Origin of the sequence: Corynebacterium genitalium ATCC 33030 (genome assembly GCF_000143825.1) — a bacterium.
Taxonomy (GTDB): Bacteria; Actinomycetota; Actinomycetes; order Mycobacteriales; family Mycobacteriaceae; genus Corynebacterium; species Corynebacterium genitalium.
The window spans coordinates 220,290-239,721 of sequence record NZ_CM000961.1 but is presented as its reverse complement, the minus strand read 5'-3'; the positions used below and the strand labels follow the sequence as shown (position 1 = coordinate 239,721).

Genomic DNA, 19,432 nt, shown 5'->3' with positions numbered 1-19,432 from the left:
GTAGGGCCGCATGGATGTAGTCGGAGCTGTTTGGCTCGCCATTGCGGTGTTCACCCTGCCTGGACTCATCGTGTCCTGGGTTGCGGGAGCGAAGCTGCCAGCGGCGGCTGCGGCGAGTTTGCCGGCAACCTTCGGGCTGATCGGGTTCGGTAGCTGGCTGCTGGGCGCGCTGGGGATCCGTTTCGGGTGGCCGTCGTTCATCTTCTTCCTTGTGCTCGTGCTTGCGCTGGCTGGCGTGTGGCGTTTCATGTTCGCACGGAAAGCCAAGCGTGACGGCGCCGAAACGTGGGTGCGCGCGCTATGGCCCGGAGATTGGCGGCGGAGAAGCATCCTGGATCCGTTGTGGGTGCTGCCAGGTGCCGGTGTGACGGCGGGCGCGTGGATGCTCATCGCGAAGATGCTGGAGCTGCAGGACAACGTTCCGCACAAGATGGAAAACATCGTGCAGGGCTGGGACACGCAGTGGCACGCCAATGCGGTGCGCTTCATCATGGAGGAGGGCGTTGCCTCGCCCACGCGCATGGGTGAGCTGCAAAGCCCGGAGACGCACGTGGACTTGTTCTACCCGTCAGGCTTCCACGCAGCGACGGCACTGTTCGCCCATGCTGGCGGGTGGGAGCCAGTGCCGGCGATGAATCTCGCTTCCATTGTCGCGACGAGTCTCGCGGTCGCCGGCGGTGCGGCGGGTCTGGCGTGGGCGATCGCTCGCGGTCAAGGCATGGTCGCGCAAATCGCCGCTGGGCTGGCTCCAATCGCCATTTACGCGTCGCCGTCTGTGGTGTGGATCAGCGATTACGTGGGCATGCGCCCCTACATCGTGTCCATCGGCTTGTCCGGGATTGTGGTCGCGCTGTTCATGCAGGTTCCGCGCTACAGGGCCCTGAGCTTTGCGACGCTTTTTGCCTTCCTCGGCGTCCTCCAAGTCCATCCCGCTGCCGTGACCGTCGTGGTCCTCGCAGTTCTCCTGTACTGGGCGACGTACCTGGTGTGGCGCCCCGACCGCTCTCGTGTCAGCGACGTGCTGTGGCTGGCCATTCCTGCGCTGGGTGGCACGCTGTCGTTCCTGCCGCAGTTGCTCGCCGGCCGGACTCAGGCGGAGGAGGTTCAAGCCTGGGACAACCGGGAGGCCGTGACCTCCACAGAGGCATGGCACAGGGCGTTTTACATGCAGGCCCGCCACACCGAGGAGTTCTTCCCCACATTTGACCCGACGATGCTGTTCTGGCTCGCTGGCTTCGGTGCCATTGCCATGCTGCTGTGGCGCGGGCAGGTATGGGCGCCGATCTTCTACGGGCTCATGGTGTCCACGACAGCCAACGCGATGCGACCGGTGGACAATCTTTTCGAGCCATTGCTGGCGTTCCTCGGCTCGGCCCACTACAACTCGGCCCACCGCGTCGCCACAATCGTCGCCCTGACACTCTTTGCTGGGGCTGCCGTGGGAGCGGCTGTGATCATCCGGGTGCTGTGCTTGGCGCCGGTCGCGGTGCGTAGGCCGAAGCGCCCGTGGCAGTGGGGGACCGCTATTGCTTCGGCTGTCCTTGCCGGCTTCACCGGTTGGGGCACGGGAGTGTGGGCTGCCACAGCCGCCGCTGAGGGTGCCAAGGAATCCTACGAGGCCTCCCGTGTGGATGACCGGATGATCGATGAAGACCAGTTGGAAGCATTCGAATGGCTCGCATCCCGCCCGGAGGCGCAAGAGGGCTTGGTCATGGGTGAATCCACGGAAGGGTACTCCTGGATCTACTCCATCGAGGGCGTGCCCACCGTGAGCCGCCACTACCTGTGGCCCTCGGGTGGTTTGGGCACCAACTCGAGCATCCTGAGTGACCATGCCGCCCTGCTCGGCGCGGGTCAGCGCGGCAAGCCGGATGAGGGCAATGTTGTCGATGCGGCCGCCGCCCACCTAGACGTGCGGTTCATCATCTCCACCGGAAACACCTTCTGGGGCGAACCGAGTAACTGGCAGGTGGACACTGCCCTGTGGACCTCACCGGGTGTCACGCCCGTCTACCAGCTCAACCATGTGACCATCTTCGCTGTGAACGAGAAGTTCAGCGCCGAAGAGCTGCGCGAGCTCCAACAAGACGCGGTGGACAACGGCGGATCCACGGAGCTTCCATCCCTCCAGCCTGTCGCCCCAGGGGCCGATACGTCAGAGTCCGGCTCTGCAGAATCCGGCACCCCGGGCCCCGAGGGGCGCGGTCCTGCCGCCCGTATGCTTGAAGCCCCGGGGTGGGCGCTCTAAACTCCGAGGGAGTATTTGGGGGGAATTGATCGGGGGGTCACGTGTCCCGCACGCACGACGAGAAAACGAACACAGCGCAGCGGCTGCTGCCAACAACGCGCTCACAGGTCTCGGGGCACCGCTTCATGCGCCGACGGGTGGAGCACGGGCTCATCTACGGTGACATCCGGATGATCCACGATCCACTGGCGTCGCGCCGACGTTCCGCAATCTTCGGCCTCATTGCGGTCGTGCTCATCGCCGGCGGATGCGGGCTGTTCGCCTGGCTCAAACCGAATCCTGATCCGGGGGCGGCGGCGATCATGCGCGCGGCCGACGGCTCGCTCTACGTCCGGGTCGGCGAGGTGGTGCATCCGGTGACGAACTTGACGTCGGCACGCTTGATCGCGGGTAGCCCGGACGAGCCGCAGCGTGTCGGGGACGAACGTTTAACGGATTATCCTCGCGGGGTGCCGCTGGGCCTGACCACCGCGCCCGCGATGTTCGCGCCCGAGGGGAGCAACGACATCGCGTGGAGCGCATGTTCGCTTATCGACGCCTCCCACACCCCCACCCTCACCGTCCATGCCGGCCCCGCTCCTGAATTGCTTGAACCGCGTGAGGCGATTCTTGTCGCCCACGACGGCGACGACTGGCTGGTGACGCAGGCTGGCCGCGCGAAACTCCCGCCTGCCACAGACCCGGCGGGACGGCTGATCCGGCGCGAGCTCGGCATCGATGCGGCCACGCCGCGCCGGGAAATGCACAGCGGTGTTCTCGGCGCATTGCGTGAATTGCCGCCGATCGGCTTGCCACACCCGTTGCCGCGCGTGCTGGAAACGGGTGCGGAGGCGTGGATACTCACCGGCCACGGCGGCGTGCAACAGATCACCCCGCTGCAACGGGATGTGCTCGTGGCGGCAGGCGCGCACACCGAACGAACTGATACGGCTGCGATCGCGGCCTATCCCGACGCCGATCCACCGCTGACGTTGTCGATCCCGGACGAGAAACCGGAATGGGGTGACCCAGCTGCCACCTCCGGTGCTGTAGAGACCGCCGTCTGCGTGGCAGAGAACGGTCAAGCCGGTCGGCGCCCAGCCGATGCACTCACAAGGGGAGCGGTCGAACTGTCAGGGGCAGGCCCGGCTACCCACTTCATCGGGTTGTCGGACGGGGCTGTCGGGGTCGATACCGGATTTGGTTACCACGTTGTGTCGGGTGCAGGGCAGCGTCACGGTGTTGACCAGCAGGCAGTTCTGGAGATGATCGGGGTGGCGCATATGGAAAAGGCCCCGTGGGCAATCATTGGTCTGTTGCCCGCGGGGCCTGATCTCACTCGGGAGGGCGCGTTGACTGCGACCTACTAGCTGGACTTAGGCGGTTGCGCTCGCGGGTTTGGTCGAGCGGTCAAAAAGCAGCAGCAGGAATCCTGTGGCGATCCATGCCGCGAGGACCCACCACGCCGCACCGGCGCCGCTGCCGTCGAAGAAGGACAGGGACCGAACGAGGTGGCCGGTAGCGCCGATGGGCATCCATTGGCCGAGGGTCGACCAGCCGGCCGGGAGGAGCCAAGGGCCGGTGGATAGCCCGGAGAGCGGGTTGGCGAGGAAGATGGTCAGAACCGCACCGATTCCCATACCGGCGGTTCCGATCACGGCCGCGAGGCCAGCGGTGAGCATAGACGTGGCCAGGATGCCCAGGGAAATGGCCAGCCATTCCATGCCGAAGCTGCCCGACAACGTGCCGTAGACCGAGTGCAGCATCCACGTAGCTACGAGCGCGCCCAGAGCTGCGATACCGACGAGGACTCCGAGTTTGACCCACTTATTGCCGCGGAACAGGAACGTCGCGACGACTGCGGAGATGATGCCGCCGAAAGCTAGCGGGAGGCCGAGCAGCGCAATGCCTGCTGCCTGCGGATCGTCCTCGGTTGTGGGGGCGAGATCTTCGCGCTCGACGGGCATGTTCTGAGCTTCGAGGGAGGAGGCGATGCCGTCGATAAGCTGCACGTATGGCGCACCGTTTCCGGAGGCAGTGTAGGCAGTGGCTCCGTCGGGCGTGATGGCGATGCCGCCGACGGTTTCCCGGTTCAGGATCGACTCGCGCACCTCTTCTGGGCTGTTCATGACGCGGATATCGGGGGCATCGTCACCGGCTTTCTCTTTCACGCCTTGGGTGATCTGTTCGATGACGGGCTCGGGGGCGGACAGTGCGACCGGAACGTCTTGAGGGCCGGAGGAGAAATTCGGGGCGAGGAACGCAAAGAGCATGAGCCCGATGATCACCGGGATGCCGAGGATGACGCCGAGGGCTTTTGCTGTTGTCGACGCACTTCGCGTTTCGGTTGTGGCTGTGGACATGGACAAACTCCTTATCTGGAACAGACTGTTTCACTTACAAAGTGGAGCATACTGTTCCATTTGTTAGGATGCAAGCGTGAGACAAGATGCAGTAGAAAACAGAGACGTCATTGTCGACGCAGCCCGGAAGCTGTTTGTGGAGCAAGGGCCTGGCGTGTCCATGAGGGCGATCGCCAAGGAAGCCGGTGTCGGTGAAGCGACGGCAAGTAGGCATTTCCCCGGGCGAGTTGAGCTGATCGACGCAATCAGTGCCCGCGCATTGGCCGACATCGAGACAGTGATCGATGAGGCTTTGACGAGTTTCGATGAGAGTCCGCGGGATGCCTGGCGGGGCGCGGCGCACGCCATTGGTGAAATGAAGCTTGCGGTGCTCGCGCAGGCGCTGTTCGGAGCCCTCAGTGCCAGCGTTGAGGGTGGGACACACGAAGTCAGCGAGATCATTGGTAACCGCGCAGCTGGCCTGCGTCGGGTCTACGAACCGCTAGTGGACAAAGCGAAAGCGGCCAGGCTGTGCCCGGCCGACGCCACCCCGCTTGACATCCACCTTGGCCTAGGGGTGATTACGCGTCCTCCTCCGGTGACTGCCGTGAGCGAGAGGTACTTCGGTGGGATTCAGCAAGAACTCTTAGATGTGATGCTTGAAGGCTTGGAAGCTCGGGCGCGGCGGGAACCCTAAGCCCGCGGCGGAGTGTCTTGGTTCTTGCGGATTCCGCGCACAACCAAAACAATGCCCGCGATCCAGCTGGCCAGTGCTGTCATGTAGGAGATCGTGCCCCACGCCGTGGCAACGGCGAGGAACCCAAGCAGAAAGACAATCACTCCGATCATGATGTCCTGCTGCCCGGTGGTGCCGGAAGAACGCGGGTTGCCCGGGTCGTGGGGCATCTGGGAAGTCATGACTGCCAGTGTGCCAGGAAAGCGAACGGCCCTGCCAGGGCAGGGCCTTAAAGGGTGGGGCAAGGTGAGTATTAGAAACCGGCCTCGAGGTGCAGGGTCGGGCCATCGGAGTCACCCATGTCATCGGCGAAGGTGTCCTCGTTCATGGTGTCCTCGGTCGGCGATGTGTCGTAAGTCTCCTCGTCCGTCCCGATCTCCGTGGTGGTGCCCTGGAAATCGAAGGGGTCCTCAGACTCCTCGTCTGCCCCCTCCGCCTTTTCGGTATAGTCCTCGACGTTGCCCAAGCCCTCGACGTAGTCATCGTCGGCGCTGATCTTCGTTTCCAGAACGCCGTCGGTGTTGTCGGAGTCGATGAACATCTCGTCGAATTCGCCGTCACCGTCAACGTCGACAAGCACGGTGTTAGCGTAGCCGTCGCCGTCCGAGTCGAGCACGACGGTGTCGATGGTGCCGTCGCCGTCCAGATCCACCAGTGCGGTGTCGATGGTGCCGTCGTTGTCGGTGTCCCGAACGGCAGCGTCAAAAGTCTCTACGTTCTCGTCGATGGTGTTCGGGTCCTGCGGGTTGTTGGGGTTGGTCATGATTGCGTCCTTACTGGTGTGGTGAGTGGTGTTTTCATGCGTTTAATGTGCACAGTACGTCAAATGTTCCTGCGCGAGACCAACAAAGAACCTACAGCGGTGCTGAGCAGCGCAAACAAGCCAAGAATTGTGAGTACAACACCGGTCTTGCGGGGTGCTGTGGCCACGGTTTTCTCTACGGGAGTAACTGTCACTGGGTCCGTATCGTCATCGCGACCAGAGCGGTGAGATTCGGGCGGGAGATGCGTTAGCGTAGTGAGCGTATCGACGGCCCCGCCGCTCGGCTCCGCGGCCCCATCCACCATCGCGCGAATCTGCGCCGGGCTGGCATCGGGGTAACGCTGCCGCAGCAACGCCACTGTTGCACTGACCACCGGAGCAGCAAAACTGGTGCCCTCGTATGGTTGAGCGTCCCCGCGATCGCCCGCAACTCCACCGGTGAAACCGTTTCCGTCGGACGACAAAGCAGCCTGTGGGCGGCCCGGTGCGGAAACAGCTATGTGCTCGTCGGGTACCGGCAGGGAGTACTCGGCCATGGTGTGGCTGTCCGCTCTCGACCCGACAGTGATCACGGTGGGGAAGTGCGCCGGGTACACCGTGGAGCCCGGCGGGCACTCGTGGTTCGCATTGCCCGCGGCGGCGACAACGGCAACACCGTCCAACTCGGCGCGCCCGAGTGCAAGACGCAGGTCCTGGGTGTCCACCCGTGCGGCGAGCTGCGGTTCCACGCAAGAGACGACCGACATATTGATCACGTCGGCGCCCAAGTCGATCGCGTTGTGGATGGCGCGCGCAAGGGTGTCCAAATTCCCCGCACCGGGGATGTCCTCTGCTTCCGGCGAGCCATCCGGTACTGGGGCCGTAGTTGTGCGGAAGTGCGCGGAGGATTGGCGGATCGCGATGATCTCCGCATCAGGGGCGATGCCCGTTGTCGTGCCCGCGATGATGCCGGCGACGACGGTGCCGTGCGCGTCGCAGTCCTGGAACGGGCGCGGCTCATCGGGAGTGACGTAGTCGTTGCCGGGGATGAGCTGGTTGAGCTCGGGGTGCTGGGCAACCCCGGTGTCGATGACAGCCACTTTCACTCCCGCGCCGGTGGCGATAGTACGCACCTGGTCGAGATCGGCCGCAGCGGCGGGTGGGTCCGCGGGAACCGGGACTGCGCAGGCGACATCTTGGGCGTGGGCAGGTGGGGTGGCAACAAGAACGGGCTGGGTTGAGAAAAGCATGAGGGTTAGGGCCGGGATGCACGTGGACGTCGATAAGCGAAAGCGCACTACAGGCCCCTGATCAGCGTGAAGAAACCGGTGAGGTAGACAGCCAGCGGCAACACGGCAATGATCGCGGCAGCCTCGGCGCGCTCGAGCCACACGAGTGTGGTGGGTTCCAGATCGGGGACGAAACGGGCCCAGATCGTCGCGCTTGCCGCAGCCACCGCGAGGACTCCGGCGAGCACGAGTAGCGCTGGATGCGGGCTATCCATCTGTGCGACGGCGATAACAGCACAGGTAACGGCCGTCATGGCAGAAAGTGCGAGGCTCAACCTCGGCGCGGTGGAGTGGTGGCGTGACGCGTGCACGATGAGCGCTCCAGCGACACAGAGACAGAACGCAAAGATCCAGGCTCCGCCCGCGATAGCGATGGTGATCAGCGCCGGGATCATGCACACGGCGGTGCCGATGCCCAGACCGTCTGTAATACCGCGGGCTTTGTGCGTGCGCAGGTCAACGTCATCCTGGTAGTCGTCCGCGATGGAGAACTCCTGCCCAGCAGTGGGCACGCGGGGAATGCGTAGACCGGCGCCGCGGGTCGCCACAGCAGGTGTGAGCATGACGGCGGTCAACCCCAGCAGCACGACCGTCGCTGCGGGAGCGTGCGGGGACGGTAACCACGATCCTAATGCGCCACCTGCGCTAAGTGCACTCACCGTGAGTACCGCAGTACCGCATCGCGTGCCGGCGAAGCCCAGCACCGCCCCACCGCCGACCAGGACTGCCACCGTCGCCGATGCAGCGACCACACCAAGTGCTGCGCTGCTGTTGAGCGGCCACGCAATCGCTTCCTCGCCCCCGGCCCAGGTGCCGCATGCGATACCCGCAAGCACAGCGCCGGCGGGGAACACCGCGCGGGAACGGGAGATGACACCGATCGCGAGCGCGACGACGGCTGCTGCCCCGACACCGATAACCGGGTTGGTCAGGGCAGCAACAAGAAAACCGACGGCAACGATACCCGCGAGCGATGACGCCGTATCGATCCCGGCGCGCGGGCCCCCGTCAGCCGACACCGCCGCGAGCGATTCCGCAGCGTCGCGCACGACCGGGGGATCGACCTCCTCCTCCGGGCGCAGTGCAAGCACCTGACCGTCCCGCACGCGCATGTGGTGCAGGGGAGTGTGCGGATCCAGGGGAGCACCTCCGGCAGTGGTGAACTCCCACGGTCGTCCGATTTCCGGAAGCTCGACGAGCCGGGCAAGCTCCGGCAGGACCTCAGCGAACGTCGACGCGGTTGGCAATGTCACGTCAATGGAGCGGTGGTACGTCACGGCACTGACACGCACGGTGACGCGGACGACATGGTGAGTCGATGCGGCGACCACAGTTTTCTTCCCCCCGGGTTGCACAGTGCAGGCCCCCGCCTGCACACGTGATGAGCTGTGCTGGCGTTCACGCTACACGTAATCGGTAACGGCGCGCTACACTAACGCTCAACACCTGCGGTTGGGGGAACCAGCAGGGATGGTTCGAGGGGGGGACATTCATGCTCGGATTGGACAACAATCCTGTCCAAACACCGGTCAATGCTGGCCACAGCGCTGACGATGCACCGCCGCTGCCTGGTGGGAACCTCGTCGCGGAGCCCGTCCCGCAGGCGGTGCGGCGTCCGCCGGAACCAATGATGAAAATCATCATGCCGGTGGTCATGGTCGCAGCCATCGGAGCAATGGTGGCGATCATGGCCTTGTCAGGCCGGGGTGTTAGCCCCATGATGATGGTCTTTCCGCTCATGATGGTCATGGGCATGCTCACAATGCTCAACCCTCCGGAGCGGGCCGGGGATATTGACGAATCCCGCCGTGTGTACTTGCGCCACCTTGACGCGCTGGCGGAGCACGCCCGCGGAAATGGCGACAAGCAGCGTGCCCATGTTGAGTTCTTCCACCCGCATCCGCAGGCATTGGTCAGCGCGGTGCCCACAGAGCGGGTCTGGGAGAGAGTGGACGACGATTCTCGTGCGCTGGAAGTGCGTGTGGGAACAGGAATGTCCGCTTTGTGCACGCCTATCGACGTGCCTGACCCCGGTTCACCTGAAGATCTCGACCCTGTTTGCGCTGTGAGTCTGCGCCGCACTGTGGCTGCCGTGAGCGCGGTGCCGCGGGTTCCGATCATCATCCAGTTGGAAGCGTTTCCGCTCATCACACTTGCAGGGCCGAAAGCGCGCACAGTGGCGCGGTCCATGTTGGCGCAGGTGGTGTTCTTCCACGGCCCGGAGCTGCTCGGTATTGAGGTCGCTGCAGAGGGGCTCGAGTTCTCCAAGTGGTTGCCGCACACCCGCGATCCTGAGTCCGCGGCGTTCTCGATCGCGTTCGTGGATGCTGGCTCCCCGGACGCACTAGTGCGCACCGAGCACGACTGCGTTGTCGTGGTCACGGAGGATGAGGATGCCTTCGTTCACGAGGATGCGCTGCACTTGGTGTGCGGGGAACGCATTAGTGCGGTCACAGCAGCTGGCACGGAGCCGCTTGGGGAGCCTGACGAGTTCAGTGACGGTGCCGCAGAATACATCTGCCGGAATCTCGCCTTCTACCGCCGTCCTGAGGGCCAAACAGGTACTGCCAATAGCGGGGACCTGTTAGAGCTGTTGGGGTTCGAAGACGTAGACCAGCTGTCTGGGCCGGCGATGTGGCCTGGGCGGGAGGGGACCCGGCAACGGTTGACGGTACCGATCGGTACGGAAGGTCCGGGATCGGGCGGAGCGCCCGTCTATCTAGACCTGAAGGAGTCAGCGCACGGCGGAATGGGCCCGCATGGATTGTGCATTGGCGCGACAGGAAGCGGTAAGTCTGAACTACTCAGAACACTCGTTGCAGCGCTGGCAGCGACACATTCGCCCGAGGAGCTCAACTTTGTCCTCGTTGATTTCAAAGGCGGCGCCACGTTCCTCGGATGTGAAGGGTTACCCCACACATCCGCGGTGATCACCAACCTGGAAGACGAGGCGGTCCTGGTGGAGCGCATGTTCGATGCGATCTCCGGCGAGCTCAACCGCCGCCAAGAACTGCTGCGCGCATCGGGTAATTTCGCCAACGTCACCGACTACACCGCGGCACGCATGAGCACGCGTCCAGACATGGATCCGCTGCCGGCACTGCTCATCGTGGTCGACGAGTTCTCCGAGCTCCTCGGCCAACACCCGGACTTCGCGGATCTCTTCGTCGCTGTCGGACGGTTAGGGCGCTCGTTGGGTGTGCATTTGCTGTTAGCCTCACAACGGCTTGAGGAGGGCAAACTGCGCGGCCTGGATTCGCACCTGTCCTACCGCATCGGTCTGCGCACGTTCTCAGCCACCGAGTCGCGCCAGGTACTGGGCATCCCCGATGCTTACGAGTTGCCGGCTGACCCTGGCTCGGGCTACCTCAAGGCCGCATCCAGTGAGGTCACGCGTTTCAAAGCGGCGTATGTCTCCGGTCCACTCATGCGAAAAGACGTTGCGGCGCACGGTTCCCATACCGCAGCGAGCATCCCGGCAGTACGCATTTTCGACGGCTGGGATCCGCCCGAGGTGACCCCGGTCGTCGCAGGTACGCCGGACACGTCGACAACCGTGCTGGCGGCTGTTGTTGAGGCCGCCGGCGAGACTGCTCAGTTGCGCGGGCACAGCGCTCACCGCGTGTGGCTGCCACCACTGCCGCGCCGGGTAGGGATCCCTGCCGTCGTCACGCGAGCGGGAATGCTCACCGCGGGCATTGGGCTTATCGACGACCCCTACCACCAGCGCCAAGATCCCCTCATCCTCGACTTGAACGTCTCCGGCGGCCATGTGGCGATCGCCGGTGGGCCGCAAACGGGCAAGTCGATGGCCGTGCGCACGCTGATCACCTCTTTGGCTGCCACCCACTCGACTGAGCAGATCGGCTTCTACATCGTCGATGCCGGTAGCGGCGACTTCGCGGACCTTGAAAGTCTGCCCCACGTTGCCGGCGTGGCAGAACGCAGCGACGAGGAGCGGGTCCGCCGCGTCGTCGATGAAGTCTTGGGCATCATTGAAAACCCGCGTGGCGCACCGCGACCGCAGCACACGGTGTTGGCGGTCGATGGGTGGCATTCATTGTTGGCGACCGATTCGAAACTGGAGGATCTGCGGGAACCGCTGGCGACCATTGCGGCTGAGGGGCCGGCGGCTGGGGTGCACCTGGTGGCCACCACCCAGCGCTGGGGCGCGATCCGTCCCAACGTGCGCGACATCATCGGCACTCGAGTGGAGCTCAAACTCACTGAGTCGATGGATTCTGTAGTCGACCGCAAAAAGCAGGAGAAACTTCCCGCATTGCCCGGCCGCGGACTCACTCCCGACGGGATGAGCATGCTGGTGGCGGCAACCGCAAAGGAAGATATCGCACACATTGCAGCCACGACTGCGCACCAGCCGCGTGTACCTGCCTTGAGGGTTCTGCCGGAGAGGGTGACGGTGGGGCAGGCGCGCCAGACTCAGACGTCGATAAGCGACACGCCGCTGTTGGGCATTGGTGGACGTGCACTGGAACCTGTGCACCTGGATGGCCAGCATCTCGTCGCTATCGGCGCGGCGGGCTCTGGCAAATCGACGCTGGTGAACACTGTGATCACACAGATCGCCGAGCTCCCGCGGGAACAGGCGCGCATGGTGGTCATCGATCCACGGCGTGTCCACCTGCGCCACGCGGACCACCCCATGGTCGCAGCGTATGCGGGCTCTTCTGACGCGGCCGCTACAGCGGTGACCGACACCGTGGCCACGATGTCGTCGCGTCTGCCGGGGCCAGATGTCACGGCCGAGCAACTCGCCGCTCGCAGTTGGTGGACTGGTCCAGATATCTACCTTGTGATCGACGACCTAGAACTTGTTCCCGACGAGCACCTGCGTCCGCTCGTCGCGCTCCTTCCTCATGCCCACGACATTGGGCTGCACATCATTGCCGCCCGCAAGTTCGGCGGCAGCGCCCGCGCTTTGTTCTCTCCGTTCTTGTCCACGTTGAAAGATCAGCTTCCTGACGCTGTTCTGCTCTCCGGGAACCGGGAAGAAGGACAGCTTTTCGGTGTTCGACCGATGCCGCTTGCGCCGGGGCGCGGGATCCTCGTGCGCGACAACGACAACGCCGGCCCAATCCAGATCGCAGTAGGTGACGCAGCATGACTACACGGTTGACCACACCGCAGCTCACGGTGACTATCCGCCCCGACAGCGTCGTTTTCGAAGGTGCTGCCAACGTGCATCGCCACGACAGTCCGAGCACCAGCGAGATCGCCGCCGCGATCTGCAAATGTTTGGGTAGTGATCCTGCCGGTGCCCACGTGCACATTGTCGGGGATGAAGAAACCATCGACGACCTCGTTGTTCTGATGAGCGGATACGACGTCGTGCTCACCAGCGAGACCACGAAACCGCGCGGAAAGCATGCCCTGCGCCCCAATGCGAAAGCGGGCGCTGCCGAAACGGCGGATTCGAGTACGGACTCCGAAACTGAAACAAATCCGTCCACAAACGAATGGGAGGAAATCACGCTGCGTCGCCCGACGCTTTACGACGGCTCACGCGACACCTTCCTACCCGCACGCCCCCTCCTCATTGTGGCGGTGGTCGTCATCGGCGCACTCTGCGCTGCCGCTGTGTGGGCCGTTGCGCGGTCTGGTTCCGATGCGTTAGAGCACGCGGCCGGATCTGGCGCCTCCATTGGCGCGACGACGAGTGAGGTGACATCGGCTCCTTCGCTTGATTCATCCGCGCCTTCTACGCAGCCAGCCCCGCAGCCCGAGTTCGTCACTCTCACCCAGGACGGTCTGAGCGTGGAGGTGCCGGTCGGCTTCACCCTCGAGCCCGATGAAGATATGTGGCGCGCGACCGGCCCTGATCCGGATTTCCGCTTGCAGCTTGCCGTTGATCCGCTCTACGGAGTGGCAGGAGAAGCCGTGATCGCCCAGATTGAGCAGGAGATTCTCGGCGACCCCGAGTTACGCCTCATCGAGCGTGATGAGCACAGCATCACCTACAGGCACTTGCTTCCAGACGGCTCCCAAGCCCACTGGCGCGCCTGGGTCGATGCAGACCACCAAATCTCCATTGGTTGCCACACCCGGAAAGCTCCCACGTCAGTCCAGCAGGCCACATGCACCATGGCTAACGACTCGGCCCGGTACAGCCCTCCTTAACCGTCTCACCAAAGGGGCAGGTACCGGCCCGCACGGAGAAAAACTCCAAGAATTTTCACCGCCGAGGGAACCAAACAGGGGCCTGCGGCAGTCCAATAAGGGTGGAAAGGTCACGAACGGCTCGCAAAGGTGCTTCACCGACTACGCGCCACGTGCCCGGACCGGCCTTTGTCCGTTAAGTCACACACCGATATCGGGGGAAAACATGAGCAACATGCAAACAGAAGCCGACGTGATGCGCGCCGCCGCCAAGGAAGTCGAAACGACCAATGAAGAAATCAACGGTGAACTCAACCGTCTGCAGACTCTCGCAGAGGGGGCGCGCAGCCACTGGGGCGGCACCGCACAGGTCAGTTTCAACGAGCTGATGATGCGTTACGACGATGCCGAGCGCCGTCTCGGGGAGGCACTGACCGCCATCGCAATGAACATCCGCGATAACGCGGGCAACTACGAAGACGTCGAGGCCACTAACGCGGATAGCTTCTCGTCGATCGCGCCGTCCTCAGGCCTGGCCCTGTAAGCCCACGAAGAGAATTCAGAGAGTTAAAGGAGAACACCATGACTGTCATCAAGTACCAATTCGCCTCGATCTCAAACACATCCCAGGACATTCTGCAGTCGGCACTCACGATCGACGGCCAGCTCGAGGACCTGAAGGCGCGGTTGCGCCCCATGGTGGACAGCTGGGACGGTGAAGCAGCTGAGGCGTACCAGATCCACCAGGCGAAATGGGATGCCGCGGCAGAGGAGCTGAACGAGATCCTCACCGTCATCGGCAACACCGTCGAAAACGGCAACTCCCGGATGAAGGCGGTCAACACCGCCGCCGCTAACAGCTGGGCCTAAGTACGCCACACACTGCCGTTCCCTTTTTGCAAGCGTCTTAAAGCTGCACTGACCGTTCCTATTCGGTTGGCGTGGGCGGACGCGACGTTGGGCACCGACGCGTGGCGCGGACAGAGGGGGATCAGGTTTTGCCGCGCCGCCGCAGGGAAACTTCTGCGGCGGCGTTTTGGTGTTTCGGCAGGTGGTGCTCTAGGGTTAACGGTCTGTGTGTTGTCTCCGACCGGCGCTCGCTCTGCGGTAGCTGGTCACCTCACATCCGGGTCTCCACCGGCCGCCGGAATGTGAGGGGGGAGCGGGCGCACATGGCCGGCAGCCTCTAGATACAGACTTCAAGGAGTCCATGTATGTCTACTTACCACCCGAAGAGCGGTGACATTACCCGTCAGTGGTACGTCATCGACGCTACCGACGTGGTGCTGGGCAAGCTTGCTTCTACCGTGGCAGACCTACTGCGCGGTAAGCACAAGCCGCAGTTCGCACCGAACGTCGACACCGGCGACCACGTCATCGTGATCAACGCCGACAAGGTCCACATTTCGTCCAACAAGCGCGATCGTGAGATGCGCTACCGCCACTCCGGTTACCCGGGTGGCCTGAAGTCCATGACCCTGGGCCGTGCTCTCGATGAGCGCGCGGACCGCGTCATCGAAGAGGCTGTCAAGGGCATGATGCCGCACAACCGCCTCTCCCGTGAGTCCATTAAGAAGCTTCACGTCTACGTCGGTGCCGAGCACCCGCACGAGGCGCAGAAGCCCGAGAACTTCGAGCTTAAGCAGGTGGCGCAGTAATGACCGAGCCGAACAACACCCCCGACAACATCGCTGACGCAGCCCTTGAGACTGACCTCACCGACGTCGACGCCGCAACCGCTGCGACCGAAGAGTTCAACTACACCATCGGCGACGCCGTGGCAGTCGAGGATGAGACCGCTGGCGCTGAGGAGACCGTCGAGGTCGCGTCCTTCCACGAGGGCCCGATCCAGACCGTCGGCCGCCGCAAGCGCGCCATCGCCCGTGTCACCGTCGTCGAAGGCGAGGGCAAGATCACGGTCAACGGCCGCGAGTTCGAGGACTACTTCCCGAACAAGCTGCACCAGCAGGACATCCTGTCCCCGCTGACGCTGCTGGAGCGCGAAGGCCAGTTCGACATCAAGGCCAACATCAACGGTGGTGGCCCGACCGGCCAGGCTGGTGCTCTGCGCCTGGCCATCGCCCGCGCCCTGAACGTGTACAACCCGGCTGAGCGCCCGACCTTGAAGAAGGCTGGCTACCTCACCCGCGACGCACGTGCCGTCGAGCGCAAGAAGGCTGGTCTGCACAAGGCCCGCCGTGCCCCGCAGTACTCCAAGCGTTAATCGCGGTTACTGCTTCACAAGCGCCGTCACCCTTTGCGGGTGGGGGCGCTTTTCGCTTATCGACGCATTACCAACCTGAAAATCCCCTAAGGCATAATGGTGTCTCATGACTCGACTGTTTGGAACTGACGGTGTCCGTGGCTTGGCCAATGAAGCTCTGACCGCGCCTTTGGCGCTGAAGCTGGGCCAGGCAGCGGCCACGGTGTTGACGCAGACGAAGCGTTCCGACCAGCGTCGTGCGACCGCCATCATCGGCCGCGACCCGCGCGTGTCGGGGGAGATGCTGGCGGCGGCAATGGCAGCCGGTATGGCATCGAAAGGTGTGGACGTGCTCCGCGTCGGAGTCATCCCGACGCCGGGCTTGGCGTTCCTCACTGACGACTACGGCGCGGATATCGGCGTGATGATCTCCGCGTCCCACAACCCCATGCCGGACAACGGCATCAAGTTCTTCTCCGCCGGCGGCAAGAAGCTCCCTGACGACGTGGAGAACGACATCGAGGAGGAGATGGCCCACATCGATGAGGGCGGACCAACCGGCACCGGCATCGGCCGCATCATCGAGGAGTCCCCGGAAGCCCACGACCGCTACTTGGACCACCTCAACGCCTCGGTGACCACTCGTCTCAACGGCCTGAAGGTCGTCGTAGACTGCGCCAACGGTGCCGCCTCCCGACTTGCGCCGGAGGCCTACGCAGAAGCCGGGGCGAAGGTCATCCCGATCTTCAACAAGCCCAACGCCTTCAATATCAACGACAACTGCGGATCTACTCACATCTCCCAGGTGCAAAAAGCCGTTGTCGAGCACGGCGCTGATTTGGGCCTGGCCCACGACGGCGATGCCGACCGCTGCCTGGCTGTCGATGCCGAGGGCAATGTTGTCGATGGCGACCAAATTATGGCGATTCTGGCTTTGGGCCTGAAGGAGAAGTCGTCGTTACGCAAAAACACGCTCGTGGCTACCGTGATGAGCAACCTCGGGCTGAAGCTTGCCATGGAGCGCGAGGGCATCGCTGTGCTGGAGACGAAGGTGGGCGACCGATACGTGCTCGAGGAACTCGCGCGCGGCGATTACTCACTCGGCGGCGAGCAGTCCGGCCACATCGTGCTGCCGTCCCGCGCGACGACGGGCGATGGAACGTTGAGCGGCCTGATGATCATGGAGCGCATGGCCGAAACCGGCGCGACACTGAAAGAGCTGGCCAGCGTGATGACGGTGCTGCCGCAGGTGCTCATCAACGTGCCCGTGTCGGACAAGTCGCTCATCCTGGACAACCCCGAGGTCAAGGAAGCCACCGCCGCCGCAGAGGCCGAGCTTGGCTCGAGTGGCCGTGTGCTGCTGCGCCCCTCTGGTACCGAAGAGCTCTTCCGCGTCATGGTGGAAGCAGCGGAGGAGGAGCATGCGCGCAAGGTAGCTGGCAAGCTCGCCGCCACTGTCGCCTCTGTCTAGCGCGAGTGCGCTGAAAATGCCTTAAAGTAATTGGGGCAGCAGGGAACCAAAGGGGGGTCCGCGGCAGTCTAACTCTGTGTGAGGAATTCGACTGCCGCATGCGCGGCTTCATTTACGCGGGGGGATTGAACGTGAATGCACCTTTAGAGCTAGACACGGGTGAGATGCGGGAAGCGCTACGGGGCGCGATATCCCGGTATACCGAAGCGGTGGAGCTGCTCCGCCAGCAGCGGCCGAGCGTGGATCCGGCCTGTTTGGGGGAGGGGTTCACTAGCGACGCGGAACGCTTGGGGGCGGCCATGACCGCGGTCCATGAGAACACTCTCGCGCGTTTGCAGGAGCGGATACGCCATTACGAGTCGATTCTCGCGCTCACCGACGATGTCGAGTCCACGGATGAGGGCAACGCCGCACCGATGGAGGCTGTGCTGAGGAGGTTCACCCGTGGGTAACGCGCAGGTCAAAGACCGCCTCAACGCTGTCACGCGGGAAGTAGCCGCAATAAATGGTGTCTCCTCCGGAGACTTGAACCAGATCAACGCCAAGGTGAGTGACATCTCGGCGAAGTTGGACTATACCAACGGGAAAGACACCAGCGCCCTGCCCACCGAAGCCGCGCGGGTCAACCCCAAAGGGGACCAACCAGGCGGCAAGTCACTCCCTGGCGGCCGCTCGGGCGGCTGGGGCATTGTGGGCCTTCTCGTCGAGCTGGCGCCATTGGCGTTCGGCGCGATCAATTCCGCAGGCGACTGGCTGCGGGATATTGGGATCACCGGCCATGAGGATGACCTCGATGAGGGCCAGCGCGAACTAGATCGCTGCCTTGAGGATCTGCGTACCGAAACAGGAGAGTGTGTCAATGCCGTCGATGAGATCGATTCCAACGCGGAAGACGGCGTGCTGGCGATCCTGGATACGTTGCTCAAGTTCCTCCCCTTGGCGCGCGCTGTATCGTCGCCGCAGAACGAGGCTGCCGCGCTCTTGCCCGTCGTCAAAGCGCTGATGTACGTCGAGAAAACCATCGACGACCGCAATGAGAGCATGCGCCAATGCTACGAACACCTGGAGTCCCTCTACGACGAAGTTGGCCAGCTCCCATCCCCGTCCGCGAAGGAGTACTACCCGCCTAACGGCGGCGCACCTACTAGCCCAGAGGGCGAACCGGACACGCCAAAACAAACCGAACAGCCGGAGCAGAAGGAACCGCCGGTTGATGGACCACCGCTGAAGGAGCAGCCCCCGACTGGAGCGACGGAAGCGCCCGTGAAACCGGCTGGACCCCAGGCAGCACCTGCCCCAGAGCCCGCCCCGGGACCTGCTCCGGTTGCTGCACCTGCCCCGTCGGTTCAGGCCGCGCCCCCAAGCGCCGAGTCTGTGACCATGCCGACTATTCCGGCGAGCGTGGCGACGGAGCCCGCAGGGTTCACCGCGAGTGCTGGCGGAGCGAACCTCAACGTGAATATCAACGTCGGCCTGGGTGGTGATCTCGGAGGAGTCCCACCCGCTCCTGCGGCTCCAACGGCACCTCCCGTGCTTCCCACACCGCCCTCTCTTCCCGCGGTCCCTCCGGTGGGGCCGGTGGGCCAAGCCGCAATCGGCCAGTTCATTGCTGGGGTGGAGGAGTTCAAGAACATGGTGATGGACTGTCTCTCCGAAACGGAACTCCCGCCGGCGGCAGACTGCGAATGCCCGCCGGAGGCGCCCGAGACGGAATCGGACACCCTGCCTGAAAAACCGGCACCGGACCACCAGGCACCGGAAAAACCCGCACCGGAGAACCCAGCAACTGAACAACCAGCAACTGAACAACCGGAGGAGAAGCTGGCCCCGCCACCCGAGCTTGCTGAGGTCAAGGAGCCTCCGCCACCGCCGAAACAGTCAGTGGCACCCGCCGGTGCGGGCGAGCCGGGCCAAACGAGCGACGCAACCGACGTTGCCCCAGAGGAGCCGCACCAGCCAGCCGAACCTGCAGCGCCGCACACCGACTCCAGCGGCATTGACACCGGTTCTGACACAAACGAGCGCACGAGGAAGACGAGGACGTGGTGATGGACTTCAAGGATTTTGTCGATCAGTTCAACCAGCGCACCGCGCGCCGCATGGCGGAGTTCGAACTGGTGCTGCAGCAGACTCAACAGCAAATGGAGCAGACTGCACGGCAGCAGGCTCTCGCCAAGGAAATGAATATTCAGAAGCCGCCGACCACCACCCCGCGCGGAGGTTACCGTGGTGTCCGCCACGGCAAAGTGCAGGGTGTGCTGCGGAGGGAAGGGCCGACAGGGGCCGGATCCGAGCAGGGCTAACG

General features: G+C 63.7%; 18 protein-coding genes. 13 read left to right on the top strand and 5 right to left on the bottom strand.

The window, feature by feature from the left end; translation table 11 throughout:
- Nucleotides 1-10: 10 nt before the first annotated feature.
- Both HMPREF0291_RS01080 and eccB read left to right on the top strand, forming a co-directional pair.
- Nucleotides 11-2,248: a DUF6541 family protein gene (locus HMPREF0291_RS01080; RefSeq protein WP_005286624.1), complete on the top strand. Its 2,238-nt coding sequence runs from the start codon at nt 11-13 to the stop codon at nt 2,246-2,248.
- A gap of 41 nt (nt 2,249-2,289) precedes the next feature.
- Complete coding sequence (gene eccB / locus HMPREF0291_RS01075; protein WP_005286621.1) at nt 2,290-3,597, top strand: type VII secretion protein EccB; 1,308 nt, start codon at nt 2,290-2,292, stop codon at nt 3,595-3,597.
- A 6-nt stretch (nt 3,598-3,603) separates the two neighbouring features.
- On the opposite strand, the gene HMPREF0291_RS01070 is transcribed toward eccB, so the two are convergent.
- On the bottom strand, nt 3,604-4,590 hold the full coding sequence (locus HMPREF0291_RS01070) for a hypothetical protein (protein WP_005286618.1): 987 nt from the start codon (nt 4,588-4,590) through the stop codon (nt 3,604-3,606).
- 76 nt (nt 4,591-4,666) lie between these two features.
- Here HMPREF0291_RS01070 and HMPREF0291_RS01065 point away from each other — a divergent pair, with 76 nt between their 5' ends.
- Nucleotides 4,667-5,266, top strand: coding sequence for a TetR/AcrR family transcriptional regulator (locus HMPREF0291_RS01065; protein ID WP_005286616.1), 600 nt, complete (start codon nt 4,667-4,669; stop codon nt 5,264-5,266).
- On the opposite strand, the gene HMPREF0291_RS01060 is transcribed toward HMPREF0291_RS01065, so the two are convergent.
- From HMPREF0291_RS01060 to eccD, 4 genes are all read right to left on the bottom strand, one after another.
- Nucleotides 5,263-5,487: a hypothetical protein gene (locus HMPREF0291_RS01060; protein WP_005286613.1), complete on the bottom strand. Its 225-nt coding sequence runs from the start codon at nt 5,485-5,487 to the stop codon at nt 5,263-5,265. The genes HMPREF0291_RS01065 and HMPREF0291_RS01060 overlap by 4 nt on opposite strands.
- 71 nt (nt 5,488-5,558) lie before the next feature.
- Nucleotides 5,559-6,068 carry a hypothetical protein gene (locus HMPREF0291_RS11160; RefSeq protein WP_005286611.1) on the bottom strand — a complete coding sequence of 170 codons (510 nt, stop codon included), beginning with the start codon at nt 6,066-6,068 and terminating at the stop codon, nt 5,559-5,561.
- 59 nt (nt 6,069-6,127) lie between these two features.
- Nucleotides 6,128-7,297, bottom strand: coding sequence for a S8 family serine peptidase (locus tag HMPREF0291_RS01050; RefSeq protein WP_040423916.1), 1,170 nt, complete (start codon nt 7,295-7,297; stop codon nt 6,128-6,130).
- Between the two features lie 47 nt (nt 7,298-7,344).
- Nucleotides 7,345-8,667 (bottom strand): type VII secretion integral membrane protein EccD, encoded by a 1,323-nt coding sequence (eccD, locus tag HMPREF0291_RS01045; RefSeq protein WP_040423421.1) that lies wholly within the window; start codon nt 8,665-8,667, stop codon nt 7,345-7,347.
- A 161-nt stretch (nt 8,668-8,828) separates the two neighbouring features.
- Here eccD and HMPREF0291_RS01040 point away from each other — a divergent pair, with 161 nt between their 5' ends.
- The 10 genes from HMPREF0291_RS01040 to HMPREF0291_RS00995 all read left to right on the top strand — a co-directional run bounded on the left by HMPREF0291_RS01040 (nt 8,829) and on the right by HMPREF0291_RS00995 (nt 19,430).
- Complete coding sequence (locus HMPREF0291_RS01040; protein ID WP_005286603.1) at nt 8,829-12,461, top strand: type VII secretion protein EccC; 3,633 nt, start codon at nt 8,829-8,831, stop codon at nt 12,459-12,461.
- Nucleotides 12,458-13,474 (top strand): type VII secretion-associated protein, encoded by a 1,017-nt coding sequence (locus HMPREF0291_RS01035; RefSeq protein ID WP_005286600.1) that lies wholly within the window; start codon nt 12,458-12,460, stop codon nt 13,472-13,474. Before HMPREF0291_RS01040 ends, HMPREF0291_RS01035 begins: the two co-directional genes overlap by 4 nt.
- 205 nt (nt 13,475-13,679) lie before the next feature.
- Nucleotides 13,680-13,997 carry a WXG100 family type VII secretion target gene (locus HMPREF0291_RS01030; protein WP_005286596.1) on the top strand — a complete coding sequence of 106 codons (318 nt, stop codon included), beginning with the start codon at nt 13,680-13,682 and terminating at the stop codon, nt 13,995-13,997.
- Between the two features lie 38 nt (nt 13,998-14,035).
- On the top strand, nt 14,036-14,323 hold the full coding sequence (locus HMPREF0291_RS01025; RefSeq protein ID WP_005286593.1) for a WXG100 family type VII secretion target: 288 nt from the start codon (nt 14,036-14,038) through the stop codon (nt 14,321-14,323).
- 344 nt (nt 14,324-14,667) lie between these two features.
- Nucleotides 14,668-15,111 (top strand): 50S ribosomal protein L13, encoded by a 444-nt coding sequence (gene rplM / locus HMPREF0291_RS01020; protein ID WP_005286590.1) that lies wholly within the window; start codon nt 14,668-14,670, stop codon nt 15,109-15,111.
- Nucleotides 15,111-15,677, top strand: coding sequence for a 30S ribosomal protein S9 (rpsI, locus tag HMPREF0291_RS01015; RefSeq protein ID WP_005286588.1), 567 nt, complete (start codon nt 15,111-15,113; stop codon nt 15,675-15,677). The genes rplM and rpsI overlap by 1 nt, the downstream gene beginning before the upstream one ends.
- Nucleotides 15,678-15,783: 106 nt before the next feature.
- Nucleotides 15,784-17,127 (top strand): phosphoglucosamine mutase, encoded by a 1,344-nt coding sequence (gene glmM / locus HMPREF0291_RS01010; RefSeq protein ID WP_005286584.1) that lies wholly within the window; start codon nt 15,784-15,786, stop codon nt 17,125-17,127.
- A gap of 131 nt (nt 17,128-17,258) precedes the next feature.
- On the top strand, nt 17,259-17,579 hold the full coding sequence (locus tag HMPREF0291_RS01005; RefSeq protein ID WP_156774777.1) for a hypothetical protein: 321 nt from the start codon (nt 17,259-17,261) through the stop codon (nt 17,577-17,579).
- Entirely contained in the window at nt 17,572-19,176 is a 1,605-nt protein-coding gene (locus HMPREF0291_RS01000) for a hypothetical protein (RefSeq protein WP_005286577.1), read from the top strand. The genes HMPREF0291_RS01005 and HMPREF0291_RS01000 overlap by 8 nt, the downstream gene beginning before the upstream one ends.
- Entirely contained in the window at nt 19,176-19,430 is a 255-nt protein-coding gene (locus tag HMPREF0291_RS00995; protein ID WP_005286575.1) for a hypothetical protein, read from the top strand. Before HMPREF0291_RS01000 ends, HMPREF0291_RS00995 begins: the two co-directional genes overlap by 1 nt.
- Nucleotides 19,431-19,432 lie beyond the last annotated feature (2 nt).